Here is a 15101-nt window from a genome sequence, read left to right as displayed (position 1 = left end):
CTCATGTGGCGGGCCGCAGCGCCCGCCACAGTTTCCCCGCAACAGCTACCACTGCCAGTACAACGGCCCCGGCCAGCACACCGGCCATGCCATTGAGCAGGCCGCTGGTCAGCGCCCCTCCGCGCCCTTCGCTGAACGCCTCTATCGCGTGATGCAGCGGCGCCACCCCGTGTACCAGGATCCCGCCACCGACCAGGAACATCGCGGCGGTGCCGATCACCGACAGGCTTTTCATCATGTAGGGCGCGGCCCGCAGGATGCCGTTGCCGATCGAACGGGCCAGCGCTGAAGACTTCTGGGTCATCCACAGCCCCAGGTCGTCTAGCTTGACGATACCGCCCACCAGCCCATACACACCGATGGTCATGACCACTGCGATGCCCGACAGCACGATGATCTGCTGCGTCAGCGGCGAATCGGCGACGATACCCAAGGTAATGGCGATGATTTCCGCAGACAGGATGAAATCGGTACGCACCGCACCCTTGATCTTGGCTTTCTCGAACGCCACCAGATCGACAGTGGCATCGGCCACGGCCTCCTTGCGCGCCTCGTGCTGCAACTCGTCTTCTTCCTTGCTGTGCAGGAACTTGTGCGCCAGCTTCTCGAAACCCTCGAAGCACAGGTAGGCGCCGCCAAGCATCAGCAGCGGCGTCACCGCCCAGGGGATGAACGCGCTGATCAGCAGCGCCGCTGGCACCAGGATCGCCTTGTTCACCAGCGACCCCTTGGCCACCGCCCACACTACCGGGAGCTCGCGCTCGGCGCGCACGCCGGTGACCTGCTGGGCATTGAGCGCCAGGTCGTCACCCAGCACGCCTGCGGTCTTCTTTGCCGCGACCTTGGTCATCACCGAAACATCGTCGAGCACCGTGGCGATGTCGTCGATCAGTACCAGCAGACTGCTTGCGGCCATGGAAAACGCTTCCTTACGGTTTAAAGCCGCAGCATACCCCGCGCCGTTCAAGGTTCCCAGTCACCGCCCAAGCTCTGTTCGCTCCGCAACAGCAGCAACTGCCGGGTCGCACCGCTTGCTGGCTGGCCACCCCGGCGTGCAGCCTGCCCCGCCATTGCCCGGTTGGCGGCTACCCGCGAACGCACTACAGATCAAAACGAACAGGACCACACCTCAAGACAATTACGCCTAATCAATCCCTTGGCCAGCAACCGCAGAATCACTCGAACAAGCGTTGTCCCAACCTCAATCAAGCGGAACAAAACAGTGAATATAAGCATTATCGGTTGCGGCCATGGCGGCCAGGCACTGGCCGCGCACCTCACCTTGCTCGGCCACTCGATCACACTCTATGCAGATGAACAACATCCCGGCGACCTGCATGGCATCCATGCCCATACCATCACGCTCACGGGCAGGATCAAAGCGACAACCACGCTTACCGCCATGACCACCGATATCGAAATGGCCGTGCGAAATGCAGACATCATCTATTTGTCCCTGCCAACCCATGCGCACTTGCCGCAGTTTCGCAAGATGTTGCCATTTCTGGTCGACAATCAGATCATCGTCTCGCTAGCCGGCAACTTCAGCGCTCTTTATTTGTACAGGGAACTCAGGCGGCAGCCGCACGCACCGGCCATCCATATAGCAGATACCGCTTCACTGCCATATGCCTGCCGAGCGCATCGCCCCGGCCATGTCGAAATCATCGAAATCAAGCGGTCGATGCAACTGGCGGCAATGCCGGCCAAGAGCACACCCTTCATCATGACCAAGCTGTCGGCAAGCTTCCCGTGCAAGCTAAGCGCCAGCACCTCTGTCCTGGAACTTGGCCTGAATATCACCAGTGCAATCAGCCACCCCACGGTAATGATCACCAACGCCGGGCGGATTGGCGAAGGCCAGGCAGAGTTCTACTTTTACAAAGAGGGTATCGGCGCCAGTACGGCAAGGCTGATCCAGGCCCTGGACAACGACAGAATCAACATAGGCCAACGCTACGGTCTGCAACTACCGAGCTACCTGGACAACATGAACAGCTTTTACGGGTATGACTTCAGCACCATCCACGGCTTCTTCACGCAATCCCCGGCACACAATGCACTGAAACTCTGCCCTGCCTCGGTGAACAACAGATACCTCACTCAGGATATCCCCTACGTAATGCTGCCGTGGTACAGCCTGGGTCTGCATGCCCACTACGACTCTGCCGTAATGAAATCACTCATCACCCTGTCGTCTTTACTCAACGACACCTGCTATTTCTCCCAGGGCAGGGCAATCGCCAAAGACCTTTTCAACGGCATGAGCATGGATGATATCCAGCAGTACATGCAGTATGGGGCCTGACTTCCATTATGAATGATTTCCGCAAGGCAACCCTGTACATGCTGGCGGCCTATGCCAGCATCGTGATCATGAGCGGCATGGTCAAAGAGGCGTCGAACCATGATGTTCCGCCCACCCAGACACTGTTCTTTCGCTTTTTTCTCGGCCTTCTGTTCACGGTGCCACTGATCATCAGGGAGCGGGCATTCAGTTGGCGAATCCTTGACTTCAGGTCCAGCATGGTGCGAAACGGAGCCGGTCTGTTGAGCATGCTTTTCATGTTCTACAGCCTCAAGTACCTGCCGCTCTCGACCGCCATAATCCTGTCAAATACATCAGCATTTTTTGCGCCGCTGTTCATCTTGATCATCTACAAGAAGAAAACCTCACTGGCCACACTGGCCTGTACCGCCGGTGGGTTCGTCGGCGTCTGCATGCTGCTTTATGAACCTGGCCTGGGCGAAAGCCGCTTGCCCTACCTGCTGACTGCGCTGCTGGGTGCGATTTTCGCCGCTCTCGCCTACATGGGCGTCAAATCCCTGAGTCGTCAGCACTCAGCGCTGAACATCATTTTCTATTTCTTCCTTAGCGGAACGGTGATTCTGCCGTTTACCTACACCTCGGACTGGGTTGTGCCTTCAGCGCACGAAGCACTGCTTCTTGGCCTCGTCGGTGTGTTCGGCCTCGGCTTCCAACTGTTCGCGACCAAAGCCTTCGCCTTGGCAGAAGTCAGTGAAATCACCCCATTTATCTTCATCAGTGTCATCCTGTCGGCGATATCGGATTGGGTACTCTGGGGTACGGTTCCCGATACCAGGTTCTGGATCGGAACTGCCGTGATTCTGATCAGCCTGCACACGCTGAGCGTATTCAACAGGCAGCAGACGCGCGCTGCCCGCAAATCTGCCTGACTTTCATCAACGCAAGCGGTTCCTCGCATGGGTGCTCTGTCCAGCGGTTCTTGATAACATCCTCGCTCGCAGCGTCAAAGGACCGTCCCACCATGAGCACCATCCGCGAGCGCAACAAGGAACTGATCCTGCGCGCAGCCAGTGAAGAATTCGCTGACAAAGGTTTCGCCGCCACCAAGACCAGCGATATCGCCGCCAAGGCCGGCCTGCCCAAGCCAAATGTCTATTACTACTTCAAATCCAAGGACAACCTCTATCGCGAGGTCCTGGAGAGCATCATCGCGCCGATCATGCAGGCCTCGACGCCGTTCAATGCCGACGGGGATCCGAAAGAGGTGTTGAGTGCGTACATCCGCTCGAAGATCCGCATTTCGCGTGACCTGCCCCATGCCTCGAAGGTGTTCGCCAGCGAAATCATGCATGGCGCACCACACCTGTCGCCGAACCAGGTGGAGCAGTTGAACGAGCAGGCCCGGCACAACATCGAGTGCATCCAGCGCTGGATCGACCGCGGACAGATCGCCCATGTCGATGCCCACCACCTGATGTTCAGCATCTGGGCCGCGACCCAGACCTATGCCGATTTCGATTGGCAGATTTCCGCAGTGACCGGCAAGGCCAAACTGGCCGACAGTGACTACGATGCTGCGGCTGACACCATCATTCGCATGGTGCTCAAGGGCTGTGAGCCCGAGGTGGCCTGAAGCTCAGTGGTGGCTTCTTCGCGGGACAAGCCCGCTCCTACATAAGATCGCGTTCCCCTGTAGGAGCGGGCTTGTCCCGAGAATAGGCCGGTACAAGAGATAGAGACTTAAGCCGCTACACCCGCGTCAGCCTTCAACCCCACCTCTTCGATCGCACTGATCGCGCACTGCTCGTCGATATCCGACGTATCGCCGCTGATCCCCACCGCTCCCAGCACCTTGCCGTCCTGATCACGAATCAGCACACCGCCCGGTGCCGGCACCACTGGCCGCTCGCCCAGGCCGTTCAACGCCGCGAAAAACGCCGGCCGCTGCTGCGCATCCAGCGCCAGCAGGCGCGAGCCCTTGCCCAGGGCAATCGCACCCCAGGCCTTGCCGGTAGCCACTTCCGGCCGAATCAGGCTGGCGCCGTCCTCGCGCTGCAAGGCCAGCAGATGCCCGCCGGCATCGAGCACGGCCACGGTCAGTGGCGCTGCATTGATCTTGCGGCCCGCCGCCAGCGCGGCGTTCACCAGGCTGACAGCGACTTTCAGGTTCAAAGCGTTCATGGAAAGGTCCTCTTCTTGTTGTGAGAAGCCCTGAGGGCAGGTGAAAAACCGATGAGCCAATAGAACACAACTGAATCTATTTTTGTATACAATAAATTGAAACGATCGTATGCGAGATCGCAAACCGCCGTTTTCACGGGCGCTCGAACGAAAGCCAGCTTGTCCGACGAAAACCCGTTGACCTGAGCGGCCAGCCATGAATACACTCTGGCACAAAGCAAGTTGTATACAATTACAAAATCGATGAGGCACAAACCATGAGCAAAATGAGAGCAATCGATGCAGCCGTTCTGGTCATGCGCCGTGAAGGTGTAGATACCGCGTTCGGCATCCCGGGGGCTGCCATCAACCCGTTGTACTCGGCCCTGAAGAAAGTCGGTGGCATCGATCACGTCCTCGCTCGTCACGTCGAAGGCGCCTCGCACATGGCCGAGGGCTACACCCGTGCCAACCCAGGCAACATCGGCGTGTGCATCGGCACCTCCGGCCCTGCCGGCACCGACATGGTCACCGGCCTGTACAGCGCCTCGGCCGACTCCATCCCGATCCTCTGCATCACCGGCCAGGCACCCCGTGCCCGCCTGCACAAGGAAGACTTCCAGGCCGTCGACATCACCAACATCGTCAAGCCGGTCACCAAGTGGGCCACCACCGTTCTGGAGCCAGGCCAGGTGCCTTACGCCTTCCAGAAGGCCTTCTATGAAATGCGCACCGGCCGCCCGGGCCCTGTGCTGATCGACCTGCCGTTCGACGTGCAGATGGCCGAAATCGAATTCGACATCGACGCCTACGAGCCATTGGCAATCAACAAGCCGTCCGCTACCCGCGTACAGGCCGAGAAAGCCTTGGCCCTGCTCAATGACGCCGAGCGCCCACTGCTGGTAGCCGGTGGCGGCATCATCAACGCCGACGCCAGCGACAAGCTGGTCGAGTTCGCCGAACTGACCGGCGTACCGGTGATCCCTACCCTGATGGGCTGGGGCACAATCCCGGACGACCACGCACAGATGGTCGGCATGGTCGGCCTGCAGACTTCGCACCGCTACGGCAACGCCACCCTGCTGAAGTCCGACCTGGTGTTCGGTATCGGTAACCGTTGGGCCAACCGCCACACCGGTTCCGTCGACGTCTACACCGAAGGCCGCAAGTTCGTGCACGTGGACATCGAACCGACCCAGATCGGCCGCGTGTTCACCCCGGACCTGGGTATCGTTTCCGACGCCGGCAAGGCGCTGGACGTGTTCCTCGAAGTGGCCCGCGAGTGGAAAGCCGCTGGCAAGCTGAAGTGCCGCAAGGCCTGGCTGGAAGACTGCCAGCAGCGCAAGTCGAGCCTGCAACGCAAGACCCACTTCGACAACGTGCCGGTCAAGCCGCAGCGCGTGTACGAAGAGATGAACCAGGTGTTTGGCAAGGACACCTGCTACGTCAGCACCATCGGCCTGTCGCAGATCGCTGGCGCGCAGTTCCTGCACGTGTACAAGCCACGCCACTGGATCAACTGCGGCCAGGCCGGCCCGCTGGGCTGGACCATCCCTGCCGCGCTGGGCGTGGTCAAAGCCGATCCGAAGCGCAAGGTCGTCGCGCTGTCGGGTGACTACGACTTCCAGTTCATGATCGAAGAACTGGCCGTCGGTGCGCAGTTCAACCTGCCGTACGTCCACGTCCTGGTGAACAACGCCTACCTGGGCCTGATCCGTCAGGCACAGCGTGGCTTCGACATGGATTACTGTGTACAACTGGCGTTCGAGAACATCAACTCGACCGACGCTGCCACCTACGGTGTCGACCACGTTGCGGTGGTCGAAGGCCTGGGCTGCAAGGCCATCCGTGTGTTCGAGCCGGCCGAGATCGCCCCTGCCCTGCTCAAGGCACAGAAGATGGCCGAAGAGTTCCGCGTGCCGGTCGTGGTCGAAGTGATCCTCGAGCGTGTGACCAACATTTCCATGGGCACCGAGATCAACGCGGTCAACGAGTTCGAAGACCTGGCCCTGGTCGGCAACGACGCGCCAACCGCCATCTCGATGCTCGACTGATCGCCTGACGCCCCCAGGCTTGCCCTGGGGGCCTTCATCGCAAGGAGACAACCCATGCCTCGCTTCGCTGCCAACCTGTCCATGCTGTTCACCGAACAGGACTTCCTGGCCCGCTTCAAGGCTGCCGCCGACGCTGGCTTCAGCGGCGTCGAATACCTGTTCCCATACGACTTCAGCGCTGCCGAAATCAAGCAGCAGCTGGACGCCCACGGCCTGACCCAGGTGCTGTTCAACCTGCCGGCGGGCGATTGGTCGAAAGGTGAGCGCGGTATCACCTGCCACCCTGACCGCGTCGAAGAATTCCGCGCTGGCGTAGACAAGGCCATCGAGTACGCCAAGGTCCTGGGCAACACCCAGGTCAACGCCCTGGCCGGTATCCGTCCACAAGGCCTGCAGTGCGCCGACGTGCGCAAGACCTTCGTGGAAAACCTGCGCTACGCCGCCGACAAGTTGAAAGCTGCCGGGATCCGTCTGGTCATGGAAATGATCAACACCCGCGACATCCCCGGCTTCTACCTGAACACCACAAAACAGGCGCTGGAAATCCAGGCCGAAGTCGGCAGTGACAACCTGTTCCTGCAGTACGACATCTACCACATGCAGATCATGGAAGGTGACCTGGCTCGCACCATGGAAGCCAACCTGAAACTGATCAACCACATCCAGCTGGCCGACAACCCGGGCCGCAACGAACCAGGCACTGGCGAGATCAACTACCGCTTCCTGTTCGAACACCTGGACCGCATCGGCTACCAGGGCTGGGTGGGCGCGGAATACAAGCCGCTGACCACCACCGAAGCGGGCCTGGGCTGGCTGAAAACGCACAACGCGATCTGAATCACTGCTCCCACTGGGAATGCGAACAAATATAAAGAGGTAATTTCTCATGGCTAAAATCGGTTTCCTCGGCACCGGCATCATGGGCAAGCCCATGGCGCAGAACCTGCAAAAAGCAGGTCACAGCATCTTCGTTTCCACCCACCACGACGCTGCCCCGGCCGACCTGATCGCCGCTGGCGCAGTGGCCCTGGCCAACCCGAAAGAAGTGGCCCAGGAAGCTGAATTCATCATCGTCATGGTCCCGGACACCCCGCAGGTCGAAAGCGTCCTGTTCGGTGAAAACGGCGTCGCCGAAGGCGTGGGCCCGAACAAGGTGGTGATCGACATGAGCTCGATCTCCCCTACCGCCACCAAAGCCTTCGCCGAGAAGATCAAGGCCACCGGCGCCGCCTACCTGGACGCCCCGGTGTCCGGCGGTGAAGTCGGTGCCAAGGCCGCGACCCTGAGCATCATGGTCGGTGGCTGCCCGAAAGCCTTCGAGCGCGCCCAGCCGCTGTTCGAAGCCATGGGCAAGAACATCACCCGCGTCGGTGGCAACGGCGACGGTCAGACCGCCAAGGTGGCCAACCAGATCATCGTCGCCCTGAACATCCAGGCCGTGGCCGAAGCCCTGCTGTTCGCCGCCAAGAACGGCGCCGACCCAGCCAAGGTGCGTGAGGCCCTGATGGGTGGCTTCGCTTCGTCGAAGATCCTCGAAGTGCATGCCGAGCGCATGATCAAAGGCACCTTCGACCCAGGCTTCCGCATCAACCTGCACCAGAAAGACCTCAACCTGGCCCTGCAAGGCGCCAAGGAACTGGGCATCAACCTGCCCAACACCTCCAATGCCCAGCAAGTGTTCAACACCTGCCAGGCCCTGGGCGGCGGCAACTGGGACCACTCGGCGCTGATCAAAGGCCTGGAGCACATGGCCAACTTCTCGATCCGCGACGACAAGTAAGACGTTCACACCCTTGAGCCTGCGACCACAGGCTCAAGGGTGACCCCGAGCAACACCCGCCCCTGGTTCGGCCTGCACGGAGGCAGTTCCAGGGGCGTTTTCGATTCTGCAGAACAACAATAAATGGGAGCCTGCCATGTCGGTCGATCCGCAAAAACTTCTCCGCGACCTGTTCGACACAGCCATCGCCGCCGCCCACCCACGCCAAGTCCTCGAACCCTACCTGCCCGCCGACCGTAGCGGCCGGGTCATCGTCATCGGCGCCGGCAAGGCCGCTGCCGCCATGGCCGAAGTGGTCGAAAAGAGCTGGCAGGGCGAGGTCTCCGGGCTGGTCGTGACCCGCTACGGTCACGGCGCCAACTGCCAGAAGATCGAAGTGGTCGAAGCCGCCCACCCGGTCCCCGACGCCGCCGGCCTGGCCGTGGCCAAGCGCGTGCTGGAGCTGGTCAGCAACCTCAACGAAGAAGACCGCGTCATCTTCCTGCTGTCTGGCGGTGGGTCCGCCCTGCTGGCACTGCCTGCCGAAGGCCTGACCCTGGCGGACAAGCAACAGATCAACAAGGCGCTGCTCAAATCCGGCGCCACCATCGGCGAGATGAACTGCGTGCGCAAGCACCTCTCGGCGATCAAGGGCGGCCGCCTGGCCAAGGCCTGCTGGCCAGCCACCGTCTACACCTATGCGATTTCCGACGTGCCTGGCGACCTGGCCACCGTCATCGCCTCCGGCCCGACCGTGGCCGACCCGAGCACCTCGGCCGATGCCCTGGCGATCCTCAAGCGCTACAACATCGAAGCGCCGAAAGCCGTCATCGACTGGCTCAACAACCCCGCCTCGGAAACCGTCAAGGCCGATGACCCGGCCCTGGCCCGCAGCCACTTCCAACTGATCGCCAAGCCCCAGCAATCGCTCGAAGCCGCCGCAGTGAAAGCCCGCCAGGCCGGTTTCAGCCCGCTGATCCTCGGTGACCTGGAAGGTGAATCGCGCGAAGTCGCCAAGGTACACGCGGGCATCGCCCGGCAGATCGTGCTGCACGGCCAGCCGCTGAAGGCGCCCTGCGTGATCCTCTCCGGCGGTGAAACCACCGTCACCGTGCGCGGCAACGGCCGTGGCGGGCGCAACGCCGAGTTCCTGCTCAGCCTCACCGAAAGCCTCAAGGGCCTGCCGGGCGTGTATGCCTTGGCCGGTGACACCGACGGCATCGACGGTTCGGAAGAAAACGCCGGCGCCTTAATGACCCCGGGCAGCTATGCCCGCGCCGAAGCCCTGGGCCTGTCGGCAAGCGACGAGCTGGACAACAACAACGGCTATGGCTACTTCGCCGCGCTCGATGCACTGATCGTCACCGAGCCGACCCGTACCAACGTCAACGACTTCCGCGCCATCCTGATCCTCGAGACTGCCCAATCATGACGCCTGATAAAAAAGTAAAGATCCTCGCCACCCTCGGCCCTGCGATCAAAGGCATCGACGACATCCGCCAGCTGGTCGAAGCCGGGGTGAACATCTTCCGCCTCAACTTCAGTCACGGTGAGCACGCCGACCACGCCCTGCGCTACCAGTGGATCCGCGAAGTCGAGCAGCAGCTGAACTACCCACTGGGCATCCTCATGGACCTGCAAGGGCCGAAGCTGCGCGTCGGCCGCTTCGCCGAGGGCAAGGTCCAGCTGCAACGCGGCCAGGCCCTGCGCCTGGACCTGGACAAGACCCCAGGCGACAGCCGCCGGGTCAACCTGCCCCACCCGGAAATCATCGCGGCGCTGGAGCCAGGCATGGACCTGCTGCTCGACGACGGCAAGCTGCGCCTGCGGGTGACCGCCAAGCACAATGACGCCATCGACACCGAAGTGCTGAACGGCGGCGAGCTGTCTGACCGCAAGGGCGTCAACGTGCCGCAAGCGGTGCTCGACCTCTCCCCGCTCACCGAAAAAGACCGCCGCGACCTGGCCTTCGGCCTGGAACTGGGCGTGGACTGGGTAGCCCTGTCGTTCGTGCAGCGCCCGGAAGACATCGTCGAAGCGCGCCAGCTGATCGGCGACCGCGCCTATCTGATGGCCAAGATCGAGAAGCCCTCGGCGGTCGAGCAACTGCAAGCCATCGCTGAACTGGCGGATGCGATCATGGTTGCCCGTGGCGACTTGGGCGTGGAAGTGCCGGCCGAAAGCGTGCCGCAGATCCAGAAGCGCATCATCGGCACCTGCCGCCAGCTGGGCAAGCCGGTCGTTGTAGCCACCCAGATGCTCGAATCGATGCGTTTCTCGCCAGCACCGACCCGCGCCGAAGTCACCGACGTGGCCAACGCCGTGGCCGAAGGCGCCGACGCGGTGATGCTGTCGGCCGAGACCGCCTCGGGTGACTACCCGCTGGAAGCCGTGCAGATGATGAGCAAGATCATCCGCCAGGTGGAGAACGGCCCGGACTACCAGGCCCAGCTCGACGTCGGCCGGCCGAAGGCCGAGGCCACCGTATCGGACGCCATCAGCTGCGCGATCCGCCGTATCAGCGGCATCCTGCCGGTGGCGGTGCTGGTCAACTACAGCGAGTCGGGGGCGTCGACCCTGCGTGCCGCCCGCGAACGGCCACGGGCGCCGATCCTCAACCTGACGCCGAACCTGGCCACCGCCCGCCGCCTGAGCGTGGCCTGGGGTGTGCACTCGGTGGTCAACGACCGCCTGCGCCAGGTCGACGAGGTGGTTTCCACCGCGCTGGAGATTGCTCAGGCTCAGGGTATGGCCAGCCGTGGTGACACGCTGCTGATCACTGCCGGCGTGCCTTTCGGCAAGCCGGGTTCGACTAATACCTTGCGGATCGAGACCCTGGCCTGAGATCGCCGGGGGCGCTCTGCGCCCCTTTCGCGGGTCAAGCCCGCTCCTACAGAAGAATGCGATTCCCTGTAGGAGCGGGCTTGACCGCGATGGAGGGCAAAGCCCTCCCAACACACCAAACCTGCGGAAAACCGAGGCCCAAAGAGGCCCACCGCTCCCCATCAACCCTTGCTGACTGCCCATGTACACCAAGAATTTCGTCAACCCGTGCCCCGACTGGGCCACGGCGCTGCTCAACGGCTTCAGCCAAGTGCTGCTGCTGCGCAACCCCCTGTGCGGCCTGTGCTGCCTGCTGGCCATCCTGCTGACCGCCCCCGACCTGGTCGGCGGTGCCCTGCTCGGCGCCCTGTCAGGCCTGCTCACCGCCCAACGCCGCGGCTACGACCGCGCCGACCGCCAGGCCGGGCTGTACAGCTACAACGGCGTGCTGATCGGCATCCTGATCAGCGCCGTGCTGCCCTGGTCGGTGATCCTGCCGGCGCTGATCATCGCCGCCGGCGGCCTGTCGAGCATCATCACCCACCAATGGCGCAAGCGCGGCGGCAAGCTGCTGGTCGCCTATACCGCACCGTTCGTGCTGCTCGGCTGGGTTGCCCTGCTGTTCGCAAGCCCCGCGCCCAGCGGCTTCGTCGAGGCAGAACCTGCCTATGCCCTGGCGCGTGGCGTGGGGCAGATCTTCCTGCTCGACCAACCGCTGGCCGGGTTGCTGATCATTATCGGGATGTTCATTGCCAACCCCTATGCGGCGATGTGGGCCGTGCTCGGTTCGGCCATTGGCGGCGGCGTGGCACTGCTCGCCGAGCAGGCGCAAGCCGCGTGGCTGGGCTTGTTCGGCTTCAATGCCGCGCTGGCAGCGCTGGCCTTCAGCCGCCAGGGTGAAAGGCCTTGGGTAACGTTGCTGGCCATTGCCCTGGCCCTGCTGCTGCAACCGTTGTTCAAGCTATTGCCTGTCTCCGGTTTGACTGCGCCCTTCGTCGCTGCTTGCTGGCTGATGCATCTGGGCAGCCACCTGGCCCAGCCCCGACAGCGCAACCCCAGCCGCTTGCACAGCTGAAACGCAGCCCCTAGGCTCTGCCCATCGCAATTGTGGAACGAGCCAATGAACAACCCTGCGAGCCTGCGCGAGCAGCTCTACGTCATCGTCTTCCAGACCGACACCGTGGCTGGAAGACGCTTCGACAAAATCCTCCTGCTGATCATCCTGGCCAGCCTGGTCACGGTAATCCTCGACAGCATCGACGATGTGCACCAGGGCTACGCCGGCCTGCTGGCCGCCATCGAATGGGGCTTCACCGCGATCTTTCTGGCCGAGTACCTCACCCGCCTGTACTGCTCGCCCAAGCCCTTGCGCTATGCCTTCAGCTTCTACGGCCTGGTCGATTTGCTGGCGATCGTGCCGGGGATCATCGCCCTGTACTACAGCGACGCCCAGTACCTGCTGATCATCCGGGTGATACGGATGCTGCGGATCTTCCGCGTGCTCAAGCTCAGCCCCTACCTCAAGCAGGCGCATTACCTGCTGGAGGCGCTGCGCGGCAGCAAGCAGAAGATCATCGTATTCCTGGTCACCGTTTCGACGCTGGTGACCGTGTTCGGCACCTTGATGTATGTGATCGAAGGGCCGGAACATGGCTTTACCAGCATCCCCAAAGGGATCTACTGGGCCATCGTCACGCTCACCACGGTGGGATTTGGCGACATCGTGCCAAAGACACCGCTGGGGCAAGTGCTGTCGTCGTTGGTGATGATCACCGGTTACTCGATCATTGCCGTGCCGACCGGGATCTTTACCGCCGAGCTGGCCAATGCCATGCGCGGCGAGCAGCTGCAACATGACTGCCCGACCTGCAGCAAGAAGACCCATGAGCATGGCGCGGCGTTCTGCTCGCGCTGCGGTAATGTGCTGTTTCCAAAAACCGAATAAGCAAAGAGCCATTCGGTCTTTAATCGTTCAAGAACCAAACGTTATAGTTGCTGGCAAATTGCCAAACATTTGAACCAGAACAAGGAAGCAACGTGAAAAGACTCTTCACCGCCTCGCTGCTCGCCGCCGGCCTGGCCTTGGGCAACCTCGCCCAGGCTGCCCCGACCCTGCTGAACGTTTCCTATGACGTGATGCGCGATTTCTACAAGGACTACAACCCGGCCTTCCAGAAGCACTGGGAAGCCGAGCACAACGAGAAGGTCAATGTGCAAATGTCCTTCGGCGGCTCGAGCAAGCAGGCGCGTGCAGTGATCGATGGCCTGCCGGCCGATGTCATCACCATGAACATGGCCACCGACATCAACGCCTTGGCCGACAACGGCAAGCTGGTGCCGGACAACTGGGTGACCCGCCTGCCGAACAACAGCGCGCCGTTCACCTCGGCCACTGTGTTCATCGTGCGCAAGGGCAACCCCAAGGCCTTGAAGGACTGGCCTGACCTGCTCAAGGACGGCGTGCAGGTGATCGTGCCCAATCCCAAGACCTCGGGTAACGGCCGCTACACCTACCTGTCGGCGTGGGGCTATGTGCTCAAGCAAGGTGGCGATGAAACCAAGGCCCGCGAATTCGTCGGCAAGCTGTTCAAGCAGGCGCCAGTGCTCGACACCGGTGGCCGTGCCGCCACCACCACCTTCATGACCAACCAGATCGGCGACGTACTGGTTACCTTCGAGAACGAAGCCGAGATGATCGCCCGCGAGTTCGGCCGCGATCAGTTCGAAGTGGTCTACCCGAGCGTGTCGGCCGAGGCCGAACCGCCGGTGAGCGTGGTCGACAAGGTGGTGGCCAAGAAAGGCACCCAGGCCGTGGCCGAAGAATACCTGAAATACCTGTGGTCGCCGGCGGCCCAGGAAATCGCCGCGCAGAACTACCTGCGTCCGCGTGATGCGACCGTGCTGGCCAAGTACAACGACCGCTTCCCGAAAGTCGACTTCCTGTCAGTAGAGAAGACCTTTGGTGACTGGCGTACCGTGCAGAAAACCCACTTCAACGACGGTGGCGTGTTCGACCAGATCTATACCAACCAGCAGTAATTTATGTATGCAGGACCGGCCTATTCGCGGCTTTAGCCGCGGAGGCCGGTAAAGGCAACATCAAACCTGGCGGAATACCAGAGCCTTCAGCCCTCCCGCCGGGTCCACATCTGGAAACTCCGGCGGATTTTCCAGCCGCTCGACGAAGGCCAGCGAAGGCGCCTGCTCGGCCATCCCCTCGATCAGAAACTCCGGCCCGATCCCCGGGTCGTTGACGCATGCCAGCACCGTCCCACCTTCACTCAGCAATTCCGGCAGTCGCCGCAGGATCTTGGCGTAATCCTGGGTCAGCACGAAGCTGCCGCGCTGGAAGGTCGGCGGGTCGATGATGATCAGGTCGTAAGGCCCGTACTTGCGCACCTTGCCCCACGACTTGAACAGCTCATGCCCCAGGTAGGCGACCCGCGACGCATCGTGCCCGTTCAGGCGATGATTATCGCGCCCCCGCGACAGCGCCGACTTGGCCATGTCCAGGTTCACCACCTGCTCGGCACCGCCAGCAATCGCCGCCACCGAAAAGCCGCAGGTATAGGCGAACAGGTTGAGCACGCGCTTGCCCGCCGCCTGCTCACGCACCCAGCGCCGGCCATAGCGCATGTCGAGGAACAGGCCGTTGTTCTGCCGCACGCCCAGGTCAAGCAGATAGTTCAGGCCATCCTCGACCACCTCGCGCTGCTGGCAAGGCTCGCCCAGCAGCCACTGGCCCGGGCTGTCGGGCAGGTAACGGTGCTGGATGAGGATCGCTTGGCCGGCCCACTGCGGGTGTACGGCCAGGTTGCGCAGCATGGCTTCGAGCTCACCCAGCTGGCCCTCGGGCGGTTCACGGAACAGTGCCACCGACAGCACACCCTGCAGCCAGTCCACCGTGACCTGCTCCAGACCCTCCCAGCAACGGCCACGGCCATGGAACAGCCGGCGGGTTTCCGTGGGGGCGGGGTCAAGGGCAGCGAGCAGGTGCTGTTCGAGGGTGTGGATCGGCGAAGTCATGGCGGGTCGC

Annotated in this window: 14 protein-coding genes; 11 read left to right on the top strand and 3 right to left on the bottom strand. The window is 62.1% G+C overall.

The window, feature by feature from the left end; genetic code table 11:
• Nucleotide 1: 1 nt before the first annotated feature.
• Nucleotides 2–916, bottom strand: a complete 915-nt coding sequence (locus BGP85_RS07140; RefSeq protein WP_103446546.1) for a DUF808 domain-containing protein — start codon at nt 914–916, stop codon at nt 2–4.
• 306 nt (nt 917–1222) lie between these two features.
• On the opposite strand from BGP85_RS07140, the gene BGP85_RS07135 reads away from it, so the two are divergent.
• From BGP85_RS07135 to BGP85_RS07125, 3 genes are all read left to right on the top strand, one after another.
• A complete protein-coding gene (locus BGP85_RS07135) occupies nt 1223–2308 on the top strand; it encodes an NAD/NADP-dependent octopine/nopaline dehydrogenase family protein (RefSeq protein WP_146048965.1) in 1086 nt (361 codons plus the stop codon).
• Nucleotides 2309–2316: 8 nt separating this feature from the next.
• The gene (locus BGP85_RS07130; RefSeq protein WP_103446544.1) at nt 2317–3198 is read left to right on the top strand and encodes a DMT family transporter; all 882 of its coding nucleotides are present in this window, start codon (nt 2317–2319) and stop codon (nt 3196–3198) included.
• A 92-nt stretch (nt 3199–3290) separates the two neighbouring features.
• Entirely contained in the window at nt 3291–3902 is a 612-nt protein-coding gene (locus BGP85_RS07125) for a TetR/AcrR family transcriptional regulator (RefSeq protein ID WP_103446543.1), read from the top strand.
• A gap of 107 nt (nt 3903–4009) precedes the next feature.
• Here the strand turns inward: BGP85_RS07125 and BGP85_RS07120 are convergent, their stop codons facing one another.
• Entirely contained in the window at nt 4010–4450 is a 441-nt protein-coding gene (locus tag BGP85_RS07120; RefSeq protein ID WP_008091653.1) for a GlcG/HbpS family heme-binding protein, read from the bottom strand.
• A 257-nt stretch (nt 4451–4707) separates the two neighbouring features.
• On the opposite strand from BGP85_RS07120, the gene gcl reads away from it, so the two are divergent.
• The 8 genes from gcl to BGP85_RS07080 all read left to right on the top strand — a co-directional run bounded on the left by gcl (nt 4708) and on the right by BGP85_RS07080 (nt 14104).
• Nucleotides 4708–6483 (top strand): glyoxylate carboligase, encoded by a 1776-nt coding sequence (gene gcl / locus BGP85_RS07115; protein WP_103446542.1) that lies wholly within the window; start codon nt 4708–4710, stop codon nt 6481–6483.
• Nucleotides 6484–6537: 54 nt separating this feature from the next.
• Complete coding sequence (gene hyi / locus BGP85_RS07110; protein ID WP_103446541.1) at nt 6538–7320, top strand: hydroxypyruvate isomerase; 783 nt, start codon at nt 6538–6540, stop codon at nt 7318–7320.
• 49 nt (nt 7321–7369) lie between these two features.
• Nucleotides 7370–8263, top strand: coding sequence for a 2-hydroxy-3-oxopropionate reductase (locus BGP85_RS07105; protein WP_103446540.1), 894 nt, complete (start codon nt 7370–7372; stop codon nt 8261–8263).
• A 136-nt stretch (nt 8264–8399) separates the two neighbouring features.
• Nucleotides 8400–9674, top strand: a complete 1275-nt coding sequence (locus tag BGP85_RS07100; protein ID WP_103446539.1) for a glycerate kinase type-2 family protein — start codon at nt 8400–8402, stop codon at nt 9672–9674.
• Nucleotides 9671–11086: a pyruvate kinase gene (pyk, locus tag BGP85_RS07095; protein WP_103446538.1), complete on the top strand. Its 1416-nt coding sequence runs from the start codon at nt 9671–9673 to the stop codon at nt 11084–11086. Before BGP85_RS07100 ends, pyk begins: the two co-directional genes overlap by 4 nt.
• A gap of 181 nt (nt 11087–11267) precedes the next feature.
• Nucleotides 11268–12140, top strand: a complete 873-nt coding sequence (locus BGP85_RS07090; protein ID WP_103446537.1) for an urea transporter — start codon at nt 11268–11270, stop codon at nt 12138–12140.
• A 45-nt stretch (nt 12141–12185) separates the two neighbouring features.
• A complete protein-coding gene (locus tag BGP85_RS07085) occupies nt 12186–13010 on the top strand; it encodes an ion transporter (RefSeq protein ID WP_103446536.1) in 825 nt (274 codons plus the stop codon).
• A 92-nt stretch (nt 13011–13102) separates the two neighbouring features.
• Entirely contained in the window at nt 13103–14104 is a 1002-nt protein-coding gene (locus tag BGP85_RS07080; RefSeq protein ID WP_103446535.1) for a sulfate ABC transporter substrate-binding protein, read from the top strand.
• Nucleotides 14105–14164: 60 nt separating this feature from the next.
• Here the strand turns inward: BGP85_RS07080 and BGP85_RS07075 are convergent, their stop codons facing one another.
• Complete coding sequence (locus tag BGP85_RS07075; protein WP_103446534.1) at nt 14165–15091, bottom strand: class I SAM-dependent methyltransferase; 927 nt, start codon at nt 15089–15091, stop codon at nt 14165–14167.
• Nucleotides 15092–15101 lie beyond the last annotated feature (10 nt).

This window comes from Pseudomonas putida (assembly GCF_002906855.1).
GTDB lineage: Bacteria > Pseudomonadota > Gammaproteobacteria > Pseudomonadales > Pseudomonadaceae > Aquipseudomonas > Aquipseudomonas putida_N.
Note: the sequence above shows the minus strand (reverse complement) of the source record. Positions and strands in the feature narration are given on the sequence as shown.

Bases quoted from the DNA above. Each gene is read 5' to 3' on its own strand.
- BGP85_RS07105 (WP_103446540.1), top strand. From the start codon at position 7,370: ATGGCTAAAATCGGTTTCCTCGGCACCGGCATCATGGGCAAGCCCATG.
- hyi (WP_103446541.1), top strand. From the start codon at position 6,538: ATGCCTCGCTTCGCTGCCAACCTGTCCATGCTGTTCACCGAACAGGAC.
- BGP85_RS07075 (WP_103446534.1), bottom strand. From the start codon at position 15,091: ATGACTTCGCCGATCCACACCCTCGAACAGCACCTGCTCGCTGCCCTT.
- BGP85_RS07130 (WP_103446544.1), top strand. From the start codon at position 2,317: ATGAATGATTTCCGCAAGGCAACCCTGTACATGCTGGCGGCCTATGCC.
- pyk (WP_103446538.1), top strand. From the start codon at position 9,671: ATGACGCCTGATAAAAAAGTAAAGATCCTCGCCACCCTCGGCCCTGCG.
- BGP85_RS07090 (WP_103446537.1), top strand. From the start codon at position 11,268: ATGTACACCAAGAATTTCGTCAACCCGTGCCCCGACTGGGCCACGGCG.
- BGP85_RS07140 (WP_103446546.1), bottom strand. From the start codon at position 916: ATGGCCGCAAGCAGTCTGCTGGTACTGATCGACGACATCGCCACGGTG.
- BGP85_RS07120 (WP_008091653.1), bottom strand. From the start codon at position 4,450: ATGAACGCTTTGAACCTGAAAGTCGCTGTCAGCCTGGTGAACGCCGCG.
- BGP85_RS07100 (WP_103446539.1), top strand. From the start codon at position 8,400: ATGTCGGTCGATCCGCAAAAACTTCTCCGCGACCTGTTCGACACAGCC.
- gcl (WP_103446542.1), top strand. From the start codon at position 4,708: ATGAGCAAAATGAGAGCAATCGATGCAGCCGTTCTGGTCATGCGCCGT.
- BGP85_RS07085 (WP_103446536.1), top strand. From the start codon at position 12,186: ATGAACAACCCTGCGAGCCTGCGCGAGCAGCTCTACGTCATCGTCTTC.
- BGP85_RS07125 (WP_103446543.1), top strand. From the start codon at position 3,291: ATGAGCACCATCCGCGAGCGCAACAAGGAACTGATCCTGCGCGCAGCC.